This window comes from Pseudomonas sp. MF08817, from assembly GCF_059862705.1.
The window spans coordinates 14,292-29,914 of sequence record NZ_JCBCUY010000002.1 but is presented as its reverse complement, the minus strand read 5'-3'; the positions used below and the strand labels follow the sequence as shown (position 1 = coordinate 29,914).

General features: G+C 64.9%; 19 protein-coding genes. 9 read left to right on the top strand and 10 right to left on the bottom strand.

Translation table 11 applies throughout. The annotated features are described in order from the left end of the window. Positions 1 to 10 precede the first annotated feature (10 nt). Complete coding sequence (locus AC19YR_RS01610; RefSeq protein ID WP_095107268.1) at positions 11 to 1,189, top strand: vWA domain-containing protein; 1,179 nt, start codon at positions 11 to 13, stop codon at positions 1,187 to 1,189. A 63-nt stretch (positions 1,190 to 1,252) separates the two neighbouring features. Here AC19YR_RS01610 and AC19YR_RS01605 read toward each other — a convergent pair whose 3' ends face one another. From AC19YR_RS01605 to AC19YR_RS01595, 3 genes are read right to left on the bottom strand one after another with little or no spacing between them, the layout of a single operon-like run. Further along, on the bottom strand, positions 1,253 to 2,176 hold the full coding sequence (locus AC19YR_RS01605; protein ID WP_500596894.1) for a 5-oxoprolinase subunit C family protein: 924 nt from the start codon (positions 2,174 to 2,176) through the stop codon (positions 1,253 to 1,255). Then, the gene (locus tag AC19YR_RS01600) at positions 2,173 to 2,877 is read right to left on the bottom strand and encodes a 5-oxoprolinase subunit B family protein (RefSeq protein ID WP_500596892.1); all 705 of its coding nucleotides are present in this window, start codon (positions 2,875 to 2,877) and stop codon (positions 2,173 to 2,175) included. The genes AC19YR_RS01605 and AC19YR_RS01600 overlap by 4 nt, the downstream gene beginning before the upstream one ends. Beyond that, positions 2,874 to 3,626, bottom strand: a complete 753-nt coding sequence (locus AC19YR_RS01595; protein WP_500596890.1) for a 5-oxoprolinase subunit PxpA — start codon at positions 3,624 to 3,626, stop codon at positions 2,874 to 2,876. The genes AC19YR_RS01600 and AC19YR_RS01595 overlap by 4 nt, the downstream gene beginning before the upstream one ends. A gap of 242 nt (positions 3,627 to 3,868) precedes the next feature. Here AC19YR_RS01595 and AC19YR_RS01590 point away from each other — a divergent pair, with 242 nt between their 5' ends. Further along, on the top strand, positions 3,869 to 4,780 hold the full coding sequence (locus AC19YR_RS01590; protein ID WP_095107259.1) for a LysR family transcriptional regulator: 912 nt from the start codon (positions 3,869 to 3,871) through the stop codon (positions 4,778 to 4,780). A gap of 41 nt (positions 4,781 to 4,821) precedes the next feature. Here the strand turns inward: AC19YR_RS01590 and AC19YR_RS01585 are convergent, their stop codons facing one another. Genes AC19YR_RS01585 through AC19YR_RS01575 form a run of 3 tightly spaced genes read right to left on the bottom strand, consistent with a single transcriptional unit; the run spans position 4,822 to position 6,688 of the window. Beyond that, positions 4,822 to 5,364, bottom strand: coding sequence for a DUF2937 family protein (locus AC19YR_RS01585; protein WP_095107257.1), 543 nt, complete (start codon positions 5,362 to 5,364; stop codon positions 4,822 to 4,824). A gap of 11 nt (positions 5,365 to 5,375) precedes the next feature. Beyond that, positions 5,376 to 6,155 carry a class II glutamine amidotransferase gene (locus AC19YR_RS01580; RefSeq protein WP_500596888.1) on the bottom strand — a complete coding sequence of 260 codons (780 nt, stop codon included), beginning with the start codon at positions 6,153 to 6,155 and terminating at the stop codon, positions 5,376 to 5,378. A 32-nt stretch (positions 6,156 to 6,187) separates the two neighbouring features. Next, positions 6,188 to 6,688: an MFS transporter gene (locus AC19YR_RS01575; RefSeq protein ID WP_500596887.1), complete on the bottom strand. Its 501-nt coding sequence runs from the start codon at positions 6,686 to 6,688 to the stop codon at positions 6,188 to 6,190. Positions 6,689 to 6,786: 98 nt separating this feature from the next. On the opposite strand from AC19YR_RS01575, the gene AC19YR_RS01570 reads away from it, so the two are divergent. Then, positions 6,787 to 8,841: a S9 family peptidase gene (locus AC19YR_RS01570; protein ID WP_500596886.1), complete on the top strand. Its 2,055-nt coding sequence runs from the start codon at positions 6,787 to 6,789 to the stop codon at positions 8,839 to 8,841. Between the two features lie 67 nt (positions 8,842 to 8,908). Then, the gene (locus AC19YR_RS01565; RefSeq protein WP_500596884.1) at positions 8,909 to 9,382 is read left to right on the top strand and encodes a cyclic nucleotide-binding domain-containing protein; all 474 of its coding nucleotides are present in this window, start codon (positions 8,909 to 8,911) and stop codon (positions 9,380 to 9,382) included. Here AC19YR_RS01565 and AC19YR_RS01560 read toward each other — a convergent pair. Further along, on the bottom strand, positions 9,379 to 9,663 hold the full coding sequence (locus AC19YR_RS01560; RefSeq protein ID WP_095107247.1) for a hypothetical protein: 285 nt from the start codon (positions 9,661 to 9,663) through the stop codon (positions 9,379 to 9,381). The genes AC19YR_RS01565 and AC19YR_RS01560 overlap by 4 nt on opposite strands. A 101-nt stretch (positions 9,664 to 9,764) precedes the next feature. Between AC19YR_RS01560 and AC19YR_RS01555 the strand changes: the two genes are divergently transcribed. The 4 genes from AC19YR_RS01555 (at position 9,765) to AC19YR_RS01540 (ending at position 11,975) form a co-directional block, all read left to right on the top strand. Next, entirely contained in the window at positions 9,765 to 10,451 is a 687-nt protein-coding gene (locus tag AC19YR_RS01555) for a spermidine synthase (protein WP_500596882.1), read from the top strand. A gap of 48 nt (positions 10,452 to 10,499) precedes the next feature. Then, positions 10,500 to 10,862 carry a YajD family HNH nuclease gene (locus AC19YR_RS01550; protein ID WP_095107243.1) on the top strand — a complete coding sequence of 121 codons (363 nt, stop codon included), beginning with the start codon at positions 10,500 to 10,502 and terminating at the stop codon, positions 10,860 to 10,862. A 226-nt stretch (positions 10,863 to 11,088) separates the two neighbouring features. Beyond that, entirely contained in the window at positions 11,089 to 11,556 is a 468-nt protein-coding gene (locus AC19YR_RS01545; RefSeq protein ID WP_095107241.1) for an RNA methyltransferase, read from the top strand. A 71-nt stretch (positions 11,557 to 11,627) separates the two neighbouring features. Then, on the top strand, positions 11,628 to 11,975 hold the full coding sequence (locus AC19YR_RS01540) for a YgaP family membrane protein (protein WP_500596880.1): 348 nt from the start codon (positions 11,628 to 11,630) through the stop codon (positions 11,973 to 11,975). An 18-nt stretch (positions 11,976 to 11,993) separates the two neighbouring features. Here AC19YR_RS01540 and AC19YR_RS01535 read toward each other — a convergent pair whose 3' ends face one another. Both AC19YR_RS01535 and AC19YR_RS01530 read right to left on the bottom strand, forming a co-directional pair. Next, complete coding sequence (locus AC19YR_RS01535; protein WP_500596878.1) at positions 11,994 to 13,220, bottom strand: hypothetical protein; 1,227 nt, start codon at positions 13,218 to 13,220, stop codon at positions 11,994 to 11,996. Between the two features lie 47 nt (positions 13,221 to 13,267). Further along, positions 13,268 to 13,717, bottom strand: a complete 450-nt coding sequence (locus tag AC19YR_RS01530; RefSeq protein ID WP_095107234.1) for a YcgN family cysteine cluster protein — start codon at positions 13,715 to 13,717, stop codon at positions 13,268 to 13,270. Positions 13,718 to 13,978: 261 nt separating this feature from the next. Here AC19YR_RS01530 and AC19YR_RS01525 point away from each other — a divergent pair, with 261 nt between their 5' ends. Beyond that, positions 13,979 to 14,572 (top strand): nitroreductase family protein, encoded by a 594-nt coding sequence (locus tag AC19YR_RS01525; RefSeq protein ID WP_500596877.1) that lies wholly within the window; start codon positions 13,979 to 13,981, stop codon positions 14,570 to 14,572. 40 nt (positions 14,573 to 14,612) lie between these two features. On the opposite strand, the gene AC19YR_RS01520 is transcribed toward AC19YR_RS01525, so the two are convergent. After that, positions 14,613 to 15,545 (bottom strand): D-2-hydroxyacid dehydrogenase, encoded by a 933-nt coding sequence (locus AC19YR_RS01520; protein ID WP_095107229.1) that lies wholly within the window; start codon positions 15,543 to 15,545, stop codon positions 14,613 to 14,615. Positions 15,546 to 15,623 lie beyond the last annotated feature (78 nt).

Below are 15,623 nucleotides of genomic sequence, written 5' to 3'. Positions count from 1 at the left end.
GGCGAATGCCATGCTGCTTAACCTGTTCAATGAAATGCGCGCCGCCAAGGTACCGGTCTCGGTGCGCGAGCTGCTGGACCTCATCAACGCGCTTAAACAGCGCGTGACCTTCGCCGACATGGACGAGTTCTACTACTTGGCCCGGGCGATCCTGGTCAAGGATGAACGGCATTTCGACAAGTTCGACCGGGCCTTCGGCGCCTACTTCAATGGCCTGGAAAAACTCGACGACCACCTCCAGGCCCTGATCCCTGAAGACTGGTTGCGCAAGGAATTCGAACGTTCCCTGAGCGATGAAGAGCGGGCGCAGATCCAGTCTTTAGGCGGCCTCGACAAACTGATCGAAGAATTCAAGAAACGCCTGGAAGAGCAAAAGGAACGCCACGCCGGCGGCAACAAATGGATCGGCACCGGTGGCACCAGCCCCTTCGGCTCCGGCGGTTTCAACCCCGAGGGCATCCGCGTGGGCGAGGCCGGCAAGCGCCAGGGCAAAGCCGTCAAGGTCTGGGACCAACGCGAGTACAAGAACCTCGACGACCAGGTGGAACTGGGCACCCGCAACATCAAGATCGCCCTGCGCCGCCTGCGCAAATTTGCCCGCCAGGGCGCGGCCGAAGAACTGGACATCGACGGCACCATCGACCACACCGCCCGTGATGCCGGCCTGCTCAACATTCAGATGCGCCCGGAACGGCGCAACACCATCAAGTTGCTGTTGTTGTTCGACATCGGCGGCTCGATGGACGCCCACGTAAAAATCTGCGAAGAGCTGTTCTCGGCGTGCAAGACCGAGTTCAAACACCTGGAGTACTTCTACTTCCACAACTTCGTTTATGAGTCGGTGTGGAAGAACAACCTGCGCCGCACCTCCGAGCGCACGTCCACCCAGGACCTGCTGCACAAGTACGGCGCCGACTACAAAGTGATCTTCATCGGCGACGCCGCCATGGCGCCCTACGAAATCACCCAACCGGGCGGCAGCGTCGAGCACTGGAACGAAGAGGCGGGCTATGTGTGGATGCAGCGCTTCAAGGAAAAGTACAAGAAGCTCATCTGGATCAACCCCTACCCCAAAGACGCCTGGAACTACACCGCCTCCACCAACCTGGTACGCGACCTGATCGACGACCAGATGTACCCGCTGACGTTGCGGGGGTTGGAGGAAGGGATGCGGTTTTTGTCCAAGTAGACGCGATCGCGGGCCCGCTCCCACAGAAAAACATCTATGGGAGCGGGCCGGCTCGCGAGGCCGTCAGCAGTCGAGAAACCGCCGCACATACCGCACCTGCTGCTCATGGGCCAGGTCCTGTACCACCGGCGCCAGCCGCACTTCTTGCCCCGGCAGGCATTGCGCCAACCGGGCCAGGGCCAGGGGCGTCAGGGCACCGAGGCGCGGGTAGCCGCCGATGGTTTGGCGGTCGTTGAGCAGCACAATCGGCTGGCCGTCCGGCGGCACCTGCACCGCGCCCAACGGGATGCCCTCGGAAATCATCGGCGCGCCCTGATACTGCAACGCCGTGCCCAACAGGCGAATGCCCATGCGGTCGGCGCGGCTGTCCAGGGTCCAGGTGCTATTGAAGGCATCGAACAGGCTCTGGCCGCTGAACTGGCCGATCTGCGCCCCCAGCACCAGGTCCAGCGGTGCCTGGGAGGTGAAATCCGGGGCCTGCCCCGCCGCCAACGCCCGCACCGGCGCAGCCGTGCCGCTGCAAGTCAGTTCGCCCCCCTTGGCCAGGGCCCGGCCAAAACCGTCCGGCCCGCCCAACGCCTCGCGCACCACGGTGGCGCAACTGCCCAGCACCCTTGGCGCGGCAAAACCGCCCGGGGCCGCCAGGTAGGCGCGTGCGCCCAACACCGGTTGGGTGAAACTCAAGCGCTGGCCCTGGCGGATGCTGAAACTGCGCCACGGCAGCAATGGCTGGCCGTCGAGTTGCGCGCCCAGGTCGGCGCCGGCCAGGGCCAGGCAACCGTCGGCCTGGGCCACCAGGGCAAAGCCGCCGAGGGTAACTTCCACCACCGCCGCGTCCAACGCATTACCCAGCAGCCAGTTGGCCCAGGCCATCGACACCCAGTCCGCCGCGCCGCCCTGGGTCACGCCCAAATGGCGCACGCCAAAGCGCCCGGCATCCTGCAACAGGCACAGCGGCGTGCTGGCCTCGATCGAAAAACGGCTCATGGCAGCGCCTCCAACGGCGTGTCGTCACCGCCCAGGTTGATGAATTCGGCATGGCTCACCGCCTCGAAACGCACGGTGTCGCCCGGTTGCATCAGGCTGTAGCCGTCGCGCTCGCGGTCGAACAGTTTGCTGGGGGTGCGCCCGATCAGGTTCCAGCCACCGGGGGACACCACCGGGTAAGCGGCGGTCTGGCGTTCGGCGATGCCCACGCTGCCGGCCGCCACCCGCTTGCGCGGGGTGCCTAAGCGCGGCGCGGCGAGGGTTTCTTCCACCAGGCCCATAAAGGCGAACCCCGGCGCAAAGCCCAGGGCAAACACCTGGTAGTCGCGCTCGCTGTGGCGGCGGATCACCTCGGGGATGGCCAGGCCACTGCGCTGGGCCAACAGGCTCAGTTCCGGGCCGACGCTAAGGTCGTACCACACCGGCAACACATGGCGCTGGCCGCTGGCCTGGGCGTTAGGCGCCAGGTTGTGCAAGGCCTCGGCGATCAGTTCGCGGGCCTGGGCCGGGGTCAGCGCCAGCAGGTCGTAATGCACCATCAACGTGGTGTAGGACGGCACCAGGTCGATCAGGTGCGCGGCGAAGCCTTCGCGTACGCGCTCGCACGCGGCGAGCATCCACGGCATGTTCTCTTCGGCGATGGCGTCGAACAGGCGCACCATCAGGCAGTCGATGGCGACCGTTTCAATCCGTGGCTTCATGGGTTGGCCTGCCGGTCCAGGGCTTCGCGGATACGCTGTACCGCAGCCACCGAGCTGGCGTTGTCGCCGTGAACACACAGGGTGTTGGCGTGCAGCACCAAGGCGCTGCCATCACTGGCCACCAGCGGCTCGCCGCGGGCGATGCGCAGGGCCTGGTCGATGATGGTGTCGGCGTCGTGGTGCACCGCCCCCGGCAACTGCCGCGAAACCAGATGGCCGGCGGCGTCGTAGGCGCGGTCGGCAAAGGCCTCGAACCATAACGTCAGGCCGAATTCATCGCCCAGGGCCTGGGCCGCGCTGTTGTCGCGGGTGGCCATGAGCATCAGCGGCAGCTGCCGGTCGTAGGCGGCCACGGCCTGGATGACCGCCCGCAACTGGGCGGGGTTGGCCATCATGTCGTTGTACATCGCGCCGTGGGGTTTGACGTAGCTGACGCGGGTGCCCTGGGCGCGGCAGATGCCGTCCAGCGCGCCGATCTGGTAGTGCAGCAGGTCCTGGATTTCCTGGGCCGAATACGCCATCGAGCGGCGCCCGAACCCGGCCAGGTCCTGGTACGCCGGGTGCGCGCCGATGCGCACCGCGCTCTTCAGGGCTAGGGCAACGGTCTTGCGCATGATGCTCGGGTCGCCGGCGTGGAACCCGCAGGCAACGTTGGCGCAGTCAATGAAGGGCATGACCTCGGCGTCCAGACCCAGGGTCCAGTTGCCAAAGCTTTCGCCGATGTCGCAGTTCAATAGCAGGCGGCTCACGTGAACACTCCCGTAGGCTTTTGAATATTTTTATGCGGGAAATTTCTTCAATCTTCCGCAGATTATCAGTTAGTGTCCGTTGCGTGGCGGGCCACCGCGAGTGGCGAGCCGGGCGCCTAGCTGATTCTTATTGGTATTGTGCGAACCCGACGCCTATGGTGGGTGCAGGCATTTTTCGATGCTGGCGCCCTGCCCGTCCAACCAATAAAAACCGCTTCAAGGCATAAGTAAAAGTTGATCCCATGAATCTCAAGTTCCTCGAAACCTTCGTCTGGGTCGCGCGCCTCAAGAGCTTTCGCCTGACCGCAGAGAAGCTGTTCACCACCCAGGCCTCGATTTCCAGCCGCATCGCGGTGCTGGAAAGCGAGTTGGGGGCCAAACTGTTTTTGCGTGATTCGCGCGGCGTGAGCCTGACCCCCGAGGGCTTGAAGGTGCTCGATTACGCCGAGCAGATGATGGACACCATGCAGGCGCTCAAGCAGTCGATCTCCACCCGCAGCAGCAAGGTGGGGCGCATCCGCATCGGCGCGATGGACACGGTGATCCACACCTGGCTCAGCTCCCTGGTGGCGCAGATGGCGGACGTCTACCCGCAGGTGGAAATCGAATTGGTGGCCGATACCTCGCTCAACCTCTGCGATCAGTTGCAAAAAGGCTTTCTCGATCTGATTCTGCAAACCGACCTGCTGCGCCAGGAAAGCCTGCGCAGCCTGGAACTGGCCAGCCACCCGGTGGCGTGGATCGTGGCCAGCAATTCGATCTACAACCGCGATTACTCAGGCCTGGCCGACCTGGCCAACGAGCGCATCATCACCTACTCGAAAAACTCCCACCCACACCAGGAAATCCTCGGGCTGATGCAGGCCCATGGCGTAATGTCGCCGCGCCTGAGTTGCGTGAATTCGGTGTCGGCCATCACCCGCCTGCTGCGTGACGGCTTCGGCATCGCCGCGCTGCCGCCGGTGCTGGTGAGCGAAGAACTGGCCCGGGGCGAATTGACCCTGCTGCCCATCGACCAGCGCCCACCGAACCTGCAAGTGGTGGTGTGCTGGCGCGTGGGCGTGGACCTGGCCGAAGACATCGTGGCCCTGTGCCAGAGCACGGTGAGCGCCTATGCGCAGAAGATGGGCGAGACTTACATCGCCCTCAAATAAGACGTAGCAAGCAGGCTTGCCCGCTTCCTACCCTATGGGGATTACAAGCCGCGCAGGTTGCGGTCTTCGATGGGCCGGCTCTGGCGCAGACGCCGCCCGCCCAGCACCACCCAGTCGATCAGGCGGAACAGGCATTCGATGCCAAACGACAAGGCCAACGCGCCGCCCATGGCCCAGCCCATGGCTTCGGGGGTGAGGAGGATCTGGTAGCTGTAGCCGTTCCAGGTTTCCTCGCGGATTGCCGGGTCGGCGGCCAGCGCCACTTGCAGCACGCGGATGTACCACGGGCCTTGCATGGCCTGGAACTGCTTGTCTAACGCCTGCTGGCGGGTGAGCAAGGTGCTCAGGCTGTCGGCGTCGCTGCGAAACACCGGGTCGTCGCTGGCACGGTAATGGGCGACCAGGGCTTGCAAATCGCCCTTGAAGAACTGTTCGGCGGTGCGCTGGAAGCCTTGCAGGCCGGTCTGCGCTTCGATCAGGTGCGCCTCGACGCGCTTGCCGTAATCGCTGACAAACCCCGGCACCTGAACCCCGATCAACAGGCCCGCCGCAAACAACACCAGGCGCAGATAACTGAGCAACATCGTGGACGTCCTTATGATTCGGTTTGGCCTTGGGCCACGCATTCGCCACCGCGCCACAGGCTCCATTGGCCGGGCTGGTAGCGGGTCCAGGTTTCGTTTTCGGTCAAGGGTTCGGTGGCGATCACGGTGACCACGTCATTGGGCGTGGTTTCGGCCTGGAAGTCGACGATCACGTCCACGTCCTTCAAGCGCGCCGGGCCGAAGGGCGCACGCCGGGTGATCTGCGCCAGTTTGGTGGAGCAATAGCAAAACAGCCAATCACCGTCGCTGAGCAAGCAGTTGAATACGCCCAGGCTGCGGTACTCGGCGCAGGCTTGCAGCAACGAGGGCAGCAGTTGCTCGATGTCCACCGGCTCCGGGAAGGCGTCGCGCACGCGGTTGAGCAAGTCGCAGAACGCCGCTTCGCTGTCGGTATCGCCGATGGGCCTATAGAAGGTGGCCGTGGGGGCGAAACCGGCGAGCTGGCCGTTGTGCGCAAAGCACCAGTTGCGCCCCCACAGCTCGCGCACGAAGGGGTGAGTGTTGGACAGGCAGACCTTGCCGACGTTGGCCTGGCGGATGTGGCCAATAACCACTTCGCTCTTGATCGGGTAGCGCTGCACCAGCAACGCCACTTCCGAGTCGCAACTGGCGCCCGGGTCCTGGAACAGGCGCAAGCCGCGCCCTTCATAAAACGCGATGCCCCAACCGTCGCGGTGCGGGCCGGTGCGCCCGCCGCGCTGCATCAGCCCGGTGAAGCTGAACACAATATCGGTCGGTACATTGGCGCTCATGCCCAGTAACTCACACATGCTCGGACTCTCGCTTCAATGCCGGGGCCAGGTTACAAACGCGGTTCGACGCGCGACCGTTGGGGGTTGCTGGGCAGTGGCGCACGGCCATAGCGGTCGTCTCCGGCATGCCCGAAAGGTTGTTCGTCGAGCTGCGCGTCAGCCGCGGCCGCGGCAGCCTTGGCGGCCTCGTTGCGCGCCTTGCGTTCGTTGATGCTGCGCTCGATGGGCCAGCGGATCAGCGCGAACACCAGGTACAGGCCCAGGGCGATGATGCCGTACATCACCAGGTCCGAGACTGCACGCAGGACGTTGTTGCCGACCTTGAGCAGCAGGTCCATCACGGTGATCGCCACGGCGGGGGCGAACTGCTCCTTGACCGGGTCGATGATGGTGGGCGTGAACAACACCACCGCCATCAACACCCGCAAGGGCTCGCGCAGCCAGCGCCACATCCAGCGGGTCATGCGCATCCACACCAACAGGCAGCCCAAAGCGGCAACGGCGTAAAGGCCCCAGGCGATCAGAAAGTCGTTCTCGGTCATGGTGTCCATGGCTGGCAGGCAAAGAGGCGCTATGATAACGGCTTTTCGCCCATCAGGCTTGTACGCCTTGCGCGTCGCCCGTTTTGTCAATTGCCCGAGAGCTCAAAATGCCCGTTTCTTCTTCCGTTCTCGCCGCGCCCGTTGCCCACAAGGCCGACGGTGCCGACCCCTACGCCTGGCTGCAGGAGCGCGACAGCGCCCCGGTGCTCGACTACCTCGAGGCCGAAAACAGCTACGTGCAGGCGCAATTGGCCGATCAAGCGCCGCTGCGCGAGGCGCTGTTCGAAGAGATCAAGGGCCGCATCCTGGAAACCGACCTGTCCCTGCCCTCGCCCTGGGGCCCGTATCTGTATTACACCCGCACCACGGCGGGCGATGAGTACGCGCGCCACTACCGCTGCCCGCGCCCAGCGGACGACAGCCTGACCCTGGACGAAAGCCGCGAACAACTGCTGCTGGACCCCAACGTGCTGGCCAACGGCGGGTTTTTCTCCCTCGGCGCCTTCAGCATCAGCCCCGACCACCAGCGCCTGGCCTACAGCCTGGACACCAGCGGCGAAGAAACCTACACCCTGTTCGTCAAGGAACTGAGCAACGACAAACTTAGCGAACTGCCCTTCCAGGACTGCGACGGCAGCATGACCTGGGCCAACGACAGCCTGACCCTGTTTTTCGGCGAACTGGACGACACCCATCGCCCGCACAAACTCTTTCGCTATCGCCTCGACGGCACCGCCGCACAAGAAGTGTTCCACGAGCCGGACGGGCGTTTTTTCCTGCACTGCTACCGCTCAAGTTCCGAGCGCCAGTTGCTGCTGTCGCTGGGCAGCAAGACCACCAGCGAAGTCTGGGCCCTGGACGCCAGCCAGCCGCAACAGCCCTTCACTTGCCTGGCGCCGCGGGTCGAAGGCCATGAATACGAGGTCGATCACGGCCAGCTCGACGGCCAGTGGACCTGGCTGATCCGCAGCAACCGCGACGGCATCAACTTCGCCCTGTACCAAGCCGCTGACCAGGGCCAGGCGCCCACCGCCGGCGACTGGCAAACCCTGATCCCCCACAGCGATACGGTGATGCTCGACGGCTTGAGCCTCAACGCTGGGGGCCTGACCCTGAGCCTGCGCATCGGTGGCCTGCCGGTCATCGAAGTGCGGCCCCAGGGCCTGCCGGCCTACCGCGTAGAGTTGCCCGACGCGGCCTACAGCCTCTATGTGCAAAACACCCTGGAATTTGCCAGCGAACACATCCGCCTGCGCTACGAAGCCCTGAACCGTCCGGCGCAAATCCGCCAACTGCACCTGGCCACCGGCGAGCAAGTGGTGCTCAAGCAAACCCCGGTGCTCGGCCCATTCGACGCCGACGCCTACGTCAGCCAACGCCTGTGGGCCACCGCGCCGGACGGCACGCAGGTGCCCATCAGCCTGGTGGTCAAGCGCCAATGCCTGGGCCAGCCGACACCGCTCTACCTCTACGGCTACGGTGCCTATGGCGAAAGCCTCGACCCCTGGTTCTCCCACGCGCGCCTGAGCCTGCTGGACCGGGGCGTGGCCTTCGCCATCGCCCATGTGCGTGGCGGCGGCGAGTTGGGCGAAGCCTGGTACCGCGCCGGCAAGCAGGAGCACAAACAGAACACCTTCAATGACTTCATCGCCTGCGCCGAACACCTGATCGCCCAGGGCTACACCCGCCCCGAGCAACTGGTCATCAGTGGCGGCAGCGCTGGCGGCCTGTTGATTGGCGCGGTGCTCAACCAGCGCCCGCAGCTGTTCGCTGCGGCCATTGCCGAAGTGCCGTTCGTCGATGTGCTCAACACCATGCTCGACCCCGAGTTGCCGCTGACCGTCACCGAGTACGACGAATGGGGCAACCCCCAGGACCCGCAGGTGTATGCGCGGATCAAGGCCTACGCGCCCTACGAAAACGTGCGCGCCCAGGCCTACCCGGCGCTGCTGGTGATCGCCGGCTACAACGACAGCCGCGTGCAGTATTGGGAAGCGGCCAAGTGGGTGGCCAAATTGCGCGCCACCAAGACCGACACCAACCCGTTGCTGCTCAAGACGGAACTGGAGGCCGGCCACGGCGGCATGAGCGGGCGCTATCAGGGATTACGTGACGTAGCTCTCGAATACGCCTTTGTGTTCAAGGTGCTGGGCATCGCCTGAGGAACTGTAGGCCGCGTGCGTGTCTGAACCACACGCACTCATTTTCAAAGACCAAAGACGCACGACCATGTCCGAACCGACCCTACTGAACAACGAAATCCGCGACTGGCTGATGGACTGCGGCCTGTTCGATCAACTGCTGCCTGCGGACTTCGCGGCGGCGGCGGGCTATTTCAGCATCGCCACCATTGCCCAGGGCGAAGCCATTTTCCACGAGGGCGACGCCGGCAGCTTCATGTGCATCCTCCACAGCGGCCAGGTGGCGGTGCAAAAAACCAATGGCGACGGCCACGCGGTGACCATCGCCACCCTGCGCGCCGGCCGCGCCTTTGGCGAAATGGCGGTGCTCGACGGCGAGCGGCGCTCGGCCAGTTGCGTGGCCGCCGAGGACTGCCAGTTGCTGACCCTGGGCAAGGATTCCCTGGAGCGCATGCTCAACGACGCGCCGAAAGTCGCCGCCAAAATCATCCGCGCCCTGGCCATCGCCCTGTCCAAACGCCTGCGCATGGCCGATGGCAAACTGCTGTCGCAGCAGGTCTAGCTGCCGGGCTTGAGCTTGTCCGGGGCCGGGTCTACGGGCAACGGCTGGTCTTTCGGCGGCCCGGGCTTGTCGATGGGCGGCAGCAGCGGCGCGCCGTTGCGGCTGCCCGTGGCCCGGGGCACGCCGGGCGGGGTGACTTGCGGGTAAGGCGTGGGCGTGGCGGTGCCCGGCGAACCCGGCACGGGCGGCGGCGCCACCGGCACCGTCTGCAACTCCTGGGCCTGCGCCGCACTTATCCAGAGCGCGGCCCCAGCAATGACCGTTAGAATGGTGCGCTTCATCGTTGGCTCCCTGGCCCTGGTGGTGAGCCTCAGGCTACTCCCAACCGCGCCGGTTTGCCCTGCTCCCTCGCGGTTTTTCCTCCTTCTTACATGAGCACCCCATGAAACGTTTCGTTCTGCTGGACACCACCCCGATCCCCGACAACGGCGGTGCCTTGTGCCTGTTCGAGTACGGCGAGGATTTCGTCATCAAGATCCAGGGTGGCGACGGCGGGCAATTGATGAATACCCGCATGCACGGCTCCGAGGATGCCTTGGCCGAGATCCCCTGCCGCAAAGTGGCCGGCCGGCCCGGCTCGCGGGTGCTGATCGGCGGCCTGGGCATGGGCTTTACCCTGGCCTCGGCCCTCAAGCACCTGGGCAAGAGCGCCGAAGTGGTGGTCGCCGAGCTGGTGCCAGGCGTGGTGGAGTGGAACCGCGGGCCGCTGGGGGAAAAATCCGGGCGCCCGCTGCTCGACCCGCGCACCGTGATCCGCCTGGAAGACGTGGCCAAGGTGCTGCAAGCCGAACCCCAGGGCTTTGACGCCATCATGCTGGACGTCGACAACGGCCCCGAAGGCCTGACCCAGAAAGCCAACAGTTGGCTGTACTCGGCCGGCGGCCTCAGCGCCTGCGCCAAGGCCCTGCGGCCCAAGGGCGTGCTGGCAGTGTGGTCGGCCAGCGCCGACCGCCAGTTCAGCGACAAACTGAAAAAGGCCGGGTTCAAGGCCGAAGAAGTGCAAGTCTTCGCCCACGGCAACAAGGGCACCCGGCACACCATCTGGATTGCCGAGAAACTCAAGGGCTGAGCTAAACTGCCAGCACTCCCGTCATTCGTCTTCTACACAGGTGAACCCATGAGTTCGACCAATACCTCCAAACTGGACCGTATCCTCGCCGACGCCCAACGCGACCGCGAGATGGGTTACCGCGACAAAGCGCTGAAAATGTACCCCCACGTGTGCGGCCGCTGCGCCCGTGAATTTGCCGGCAAGCGCCTGAGCGAACTGACCGTGCACCACCGCGACCACAACCACGACAACAACCCCCAGGACGGCTCCAACTGGGAACTGTTGTGCCTGTACTGCCACGACAACGAACACTCGCGCTACACCGACCAGCAGTACTTCGGCGAGGGCTCCCTGAGTACCCCCACCATCGCCAAGGCCACCCACAACCCGTTCGCCGCCCTGGCGGGGTTGATGAAAAAGGACGAGTGACTGCGCCTGCAACCTGGGCCTTGGAGTCCGCTCCACTGTGGGAGCGGGCCTGCCCGCGATAGCAGCGGTACCGCCAACACCCCTGCCTGCTGACAGATTGCTATCGCGAGCAGGCTCGCTCCCACAAAAGCCGGGGGAACTGCTCCCACAGAGGCTGGCGATAGCCATCGGCTAAACACCGCAATCGCCGTATAATCGCGCCTTTTCCCCGAAGGCTCCCCCTCCCGTGGCCAACAAACGATACAGCTGCATTGGTTTGTACAACCCCAAATCACCGGAAAACGTCGGCTCGGTGATGCGTGCGGCGGGTTGCTATGGCGTGGCTTCGGTGTTCTACACCGGCAAGCGCTATGAACGGGCCCGCGACTTCGTGACCGACACCAAAAAAGTCCACCAGGACATCCCGCTGATCGGCATCGACGACCTGAAAAAAATCCTGCCCCTAGGCTGCATCCCGGTGGCAGTGGAGTTGGTCGAGGGCGCCCGTTCGCTGCCCGAATACACTCACCCGGACCGCGCGCTGTATATCTTCGGCCCCGAGGACGGCTCCCTGGACAAAGAGATCCGCGACTGGTGCGAAGACGTGGTGTACATCCCCACCACCGGTTGCATGAACCTGGCGGCCACGGTCAACGTGGTGCTCTACGACCGCTTGGCCAAGGGCAATAACACCCGTTCCGGGCCTAAGTTCTGAGCGATCCGATGGAACAAGCGCCGCCCCCGCGTAGTCAGCCTTAAGAGCAACCCGCCCCCAGGAGACAGATCATGAGCGACAGCAAACTCGTACAACGCATCGAATCCACCACGCCCCGCGGCCCCGCCGAACAGAACGTGCAGGGCTGGGAACGCATCGGCTCCCTGGCCGGCGGTGTGGTGATGATGGGCAAAGGCCTGCGCCGTGGCGGCGTGTTCGGCCTGATTCAAGTGGCGATTGGCGGCGTGGCCTTGGCCCGTGGCATCACCGGCCACAGTTCGGCCAAGAGCCTGCTGGAAAAAGGCCGCCGCGACATGGACAACGTGCGCGGCAAGATCGAACGCGCCGCCCGTGACCTCAACAACCTGCAAGCCAAGGCCGACGCCGCCGCTGCGCCCAAGGCCAAGCCCGACCTCTAAGCGCGCACCTGGCTGCGTCTACACGCCCTTCAACAACTCGCTGTCGAGCACCTTTGAGCCGCCACCCAGGATGCTCTCGCTAAGCTGCACGAACTCGGCGGTGCTAACGCTTTCCAGGCGCATCACCGCCCGCAGCACGTCGTCAAGGGAGCGTTTGTTGCGGGTCTTGATGCGGATTTCACTGTCCAACTCCTGCAACAGCAGCACCGCCCGGGCCAATTGCGCCCCGGCGATGTGCTCGCCGCGCAGGCTAGTGACCTCGTGGGCCTGCTTGGCCAAGCGGGCGTGCAGGCTCTGGTAGCGCTCGTCGCTCAGGCCGCCGGCGCGGCGCAGCAGTTCGATGGCGTAGTACTCGGCAAAACCTTCGCTGATCCAGTCACTGCCGTGGCTGTCGTTGATCCGCCCGAACACCTGCACCAACTCGCGCACCAAAGGGCTGCTGCCGCTCTCGCTGACCAGCGGCAAGCGGCTGCTCAGGTAAATGGAGTCGTGCCCGGCCAGGCTGGCGCGCCACATCGGGTCGCCGGCGCCGACAATCAGCAGCTTGCCCGGGTGGCGCGGGAACACCGCTTGCACCTGGGGCCAAACGAACGTCAGCAGGGTCAGCACGTCCATGCGGCGCATGCCCTGGCCCTGGGGCGAGGCCACGGTGACCTGGGTTTCCCCCAGCAACGTGCGGCGGCTGCCCAGGGTGCCGGCGAGCATCCACCCCGTGGGGCGGTCGAACAGGCGCGAAGGGTTGTCGATGCGAAAACGCTGCTTGCCGATGCGCGGCCACGCCGTCTCGACGCTTTTCCAGCCCGGCGGCAGCTCAAAGCCCAGGCGCGCCACCAATTCGACACCATCCTGCTGATCGAGCCGCGCCGCCGGCACCAGCAAATCGCCGCGCAACAGTGCCCACTTGGGCGTCACGCGGCTGTCGAAACTGCCATTGTCACGGGCCTGGTTGATGCGTACGCGGTAGCTCAGGCTGGCCTTGCCGCTGGCCGGGCGCCAGATGCCGCGCCGGTCCTGGGCCTGCCATTGGCCGTCGGCTTTAAAGTCGCTGTAGTCGTCGCCCGCGCCCAGGTCGAAATCCAGGCTGCGCACCGCCGAGCCTTCGCCCAGGGTCAGGGTGACCCAGGCCTGGTCGCCCTTGGGCAACAACTTGACCTGGTAATCCAGGTCGACTTTCTTCGCCGCCCACAGCGGCGCACTCAGCGCCAGCAGCAAGCAGGCCGCCGCCAGCCGGGTTCCTACAGCCATACACAGTCCCTCGTGGTTCAACAATTGCGCCGCCGGGCCGTGGGGCCTCAGCCTGCGCGAAAAATCAGGTGGTCTTCCCAATCGTCCTCGGCCACGCTGCCTTCGGCCAGCATGCGCCCGGACTGGGAAATACGTTCGTGGTGCACCGCGTCGCGGTCACCGCACACCAGGTGATGCCAGCGCGGCAGGTCCTTGCCCTCGCTGACCAAGCGGTAGCCGCAGGTCGGCGGCAGCCAGGTGAACTGGTCGGCCTTGCCCGGGGTGAGCTGGATGCAATCGGGCACCGTGTCGCGGCGGTTGGGGTAGTCACTGCACTGGCAGGTGTTCAGGTCCAACAACTTGCAGGCAATTCGCGTGTAATAGACGCTGTTGTCCTCTTCATCCTCGAGCTTTTGCAGGCAGCACAGGCCACAGCCGTCGCACAACGATTCCCACTCCTGCGGGTCGAGTTGTTCGAGGGTTTTGCGGGTCCAGAAGGGTTCTACGTTGGCAGCCATGGTTCGCAGTTCAACATCAGCGCAGTGAAAAGGCCGCCAGTCTAGTGCCAAGGGGGCGGTGGGCCAAGGGCGGGCGACTGCTGGTAGCGCCAGGCTTGTCAGTTTGCCCCTCGCCCAGTAGCTTTAGGCGCTGGCCGCAGGCCATTAACGCTCGACCGCGTTGCCTGCGCCGCGCTGTAAACCCCGCCAAAAACCCATCGCCCAGCCTATCTGCGCCCGCCGGTTTTTATCCGTATTCATTGACCTAGCCAGGAACCCTGCATGAGCGCTAACCCTCGCGTTGCCGACTACGCCATCCACCCGCAATTCATCGAACGCTGGTCGCCCCGGGCCTTTACCGGCGAGAGCATTCCCCAAGAAAACCTGCTGAGCTTCTTTGAAGCCGCGCGCTGGGCGCCTTCGGCCTACAACTCGCAGCCGTGGCGCTTTTTGTATGCACGCCGCGACACGCCGAACTGGGAGCGCTACCTGGGCCTGCTCAACGAATTCAACCGCAGTTGGGCGCAACACGCCTCGGCCCTGGTGATCGTGATCTCGAAAACCACCTTCACCGCCCCCGGCGCCAGCGAAGAAACCCCGGCCCTGTGGCACACCTTCGACACCGGCTCGGCCTGGGGCCACCTGGCGTTGCAAGCAAGCCTGAGCGGCTGGCACACCCACGGCATGGCCGGGTTCGACCAAGACTTGACCCGTAAGGAGCTGAACATCCCCGAGGGCTACGCCCTGCACGCCGCCGTGGCCATCGGCAAACTCGGCGACAAGGCCACCCTGGCCGACTACCTACAGGCCCAGGAAACCCCAAGCCCCCGCCGCCCGCTGAGCGAGTTGGCGGCGGAAGGGGATTTCAGCCTTTAAGGCTGACAGACCTGTGGGAGCCACCCGCGACAACGCCCGCTCAATAGCCCCGGGCGAAATCCACTTCCCCGCGCAAGGCTTGCTGGGCCTGATAGGCACGCAGGTTTTCGACGAACAACTGCACCAGCAACGGCGGTGAAGTGGGCGCGGAGCTGTGGCCGGTCAGCAGCAGGCCCCAGGCTGTCCAGAAGGGATGGCGCTGGGGCAGCGGTTCCTGGCGGCAGACGTCGATCACTGCACCGGCCAGGTGCCCTTCCTTGAGGGCCTCGACCAGGTCGGCGTCCACCACCGCCACGCCGCGCCCGGCGTTGATGAACAGCGCCGTGGGCTTGAACTGCTTGAACAGCGCGGCGTTGTACAGGTCGTGGGTGTGGGGAGTGTTGGGCAGCAGGTTAATCACGTAATCCACCTGCCCCACCAGCCGCGGCAAATCTTCCAGCGCCGCCACTTCAATAAACGGCGCCTGCTCGCGGGCGCTGCTGGCGATGCCGTACAACTGCACGCCAAAAGGCACCAAAAACTGCGCCACACAACTGCCGATGTCGCCGGTGCCGACGATCAACGCCTTGCGCCCGGCCAGGCTCTGGCCCAGGCGCCCGTCCCACTTGCGCTCCACCTGGCTGACCAGGCGCGCCAGCACTTCGCGCTCGTGGCCGAGCATGTAGGTGAGCACGTATTCGGCCATGACCTGGCCGAAAATCCCCACCGCCCGGGTTAGGCGATAGTCGCGCGGCAAGCCGTCGGCCAGCAGCGGCGTGATGCCCGCCCAGGTCGATTGCAGCCATTGTGGGTGGTGGCCCTGGCGCAGCAGGGTCGCCAACAGGTCGGGCTGGCCCAACCACACCGGGCAGTCGGCCGCCAGGCTGGCCAGTTCGGCGGAATCGCCGCTGGTCAGCACCTCAAGGTCGGGCGCGGCGGCGCGCAGCAGTTGGGCGTAGAGGGCGTGGTCGTGTTCAGCAATCAGAACGCGCATGGTTCAAACCTTTCAAAAACAGGGCTCGGGGCCGCGGCCGTCGATTCCCGACAGCCCCGCCCCCCTGGCAAAAATGTG

Excerpts from the sequence above, each read along its gene's own strand:
- AC19YR_RS01555 (WP_500596882.1), top strand. The coding sequence starts at position 9,765 with ATGAAACGTTTCGTTCTGCTGGACACCACCCCGATCCCCGACAACGGC.
- AC19YR_RS01585 (WP_095107257.1), bottom strand. The coding sequence starts at position 5,364 with ATGTTGCTCAGTTATCTGCGCCTGGTGTTGTTTGCGGCGGGCCTGTTG.
- AC19YR_RS01530 (WP_095107234.1), bottom strand. The coding sequence starts at position 13,717 with ATGGCTGCCAACGTAGAACCCTTCTGGACCCGCAAAACCCTCGAACAA.
- AC19YR_RS01580 (WP_500596888.1), bottom strand. The coding sequence starts at position 6,155 with ATGTGTGAGTTACTGGGCATGAGCGCCAATGTACCGACCGATATTGTG.
- AC19YR_RS01560 (WP_095107247.1), bottom strand. The coding sequence starts at position 9,663 with ATGAAGCGCACCATTCTAACGGTCATTGCTGGGGCCGCGCTCTGGATA.
- AC19YR_RS01575 (WP_500596887.1), bottom strand. The coding sequence starts at position 6,688 with ATGGACACCATGACCGAGAACGACTTTCTGATCGCCTGGGGCCTTTAC.
- AC19YR_RS01520 (WP_095107229.1), bottom strand. The coding sequence starts at position 15,545 with ATGCGCGTTCTGATTGCTGAACACGACCACGCCCTCTACGCCCAACTG.
- AC19YR_RS01590 (WP_095107259.1), top strand. The coding sequence starts at position 3,869 with ATGAATCTCAAGTTCCTCGAAACCTTCGTCTGGGTCGCGCGCCTCAAG.
- AC19YR_RS01570 (WP_500596886.1), top strand. The coding sequence starts at position 6,787 with ATGCCCGTTTCTTCTTCCGTTCTCGCCGCGCCCGTTGCCCACAAGGCC.
- AC19YR_RS01535 (WP_500596878.1), bottom strand. The coding sequence starts at position 13,220 with ATGGCTGTAGGAACCCGGCTGGCGGCGGCCTGCTTGCTGCTGGCGCTG.
- AC19YR_RS01525 (WP_500596877.1), top strand. The coding sequence starts at position 13,979 with ATGAGCGCTAACCCTCGCGTTGCCGACTACGCCATCCACCCGCAATTC.
- AC19YR_RS01600 (WP_500596892.1), bottom strand. The coding sequence starts at position 2,877 with ATGAAGCCACGGATTGAAACGGTCGCCATCGACTGCCTGATGGTGCGC.
- AC19YR_RS01605 (WP_500596894.1), bottom strand. The coding sequence starts at position 2,176 with ATGAGCCGTTTTTCGATCGAGGCCAGCACGCCGCTGTGCCTGTTGCAG.
- AC19YR_RS01610 (WP_095107268.1), top strand. The coding sequence starts at position 11 with ATGCTGCTTAACCTGTTCAATGAAATGCGCGCCGCCAAGGTACCGGTC.
- AC19YR_RS01540 (WP_500596880.1), top strand. The coding sequence starts at position 11,628 with ATGAGCGACAGCAAACTCGTACAACGCATCGAATCCACCACGCCCCGC.
- AC19YR_RS01565 (WP_500596884.1), top strand. The coding sequence starts at position 8,909 with ATGTCCGAACCGACCCTACTGAACAACGAAATCCGCGACTGGCTGATG.
- AC19YR_RS01550 (WP_095107243.1), top strand. The coding sequence starts at position 10,500 with ATGAGTTCGACCAATACCTCCAAACTGGACCGTATCCTCGCCGACGCC.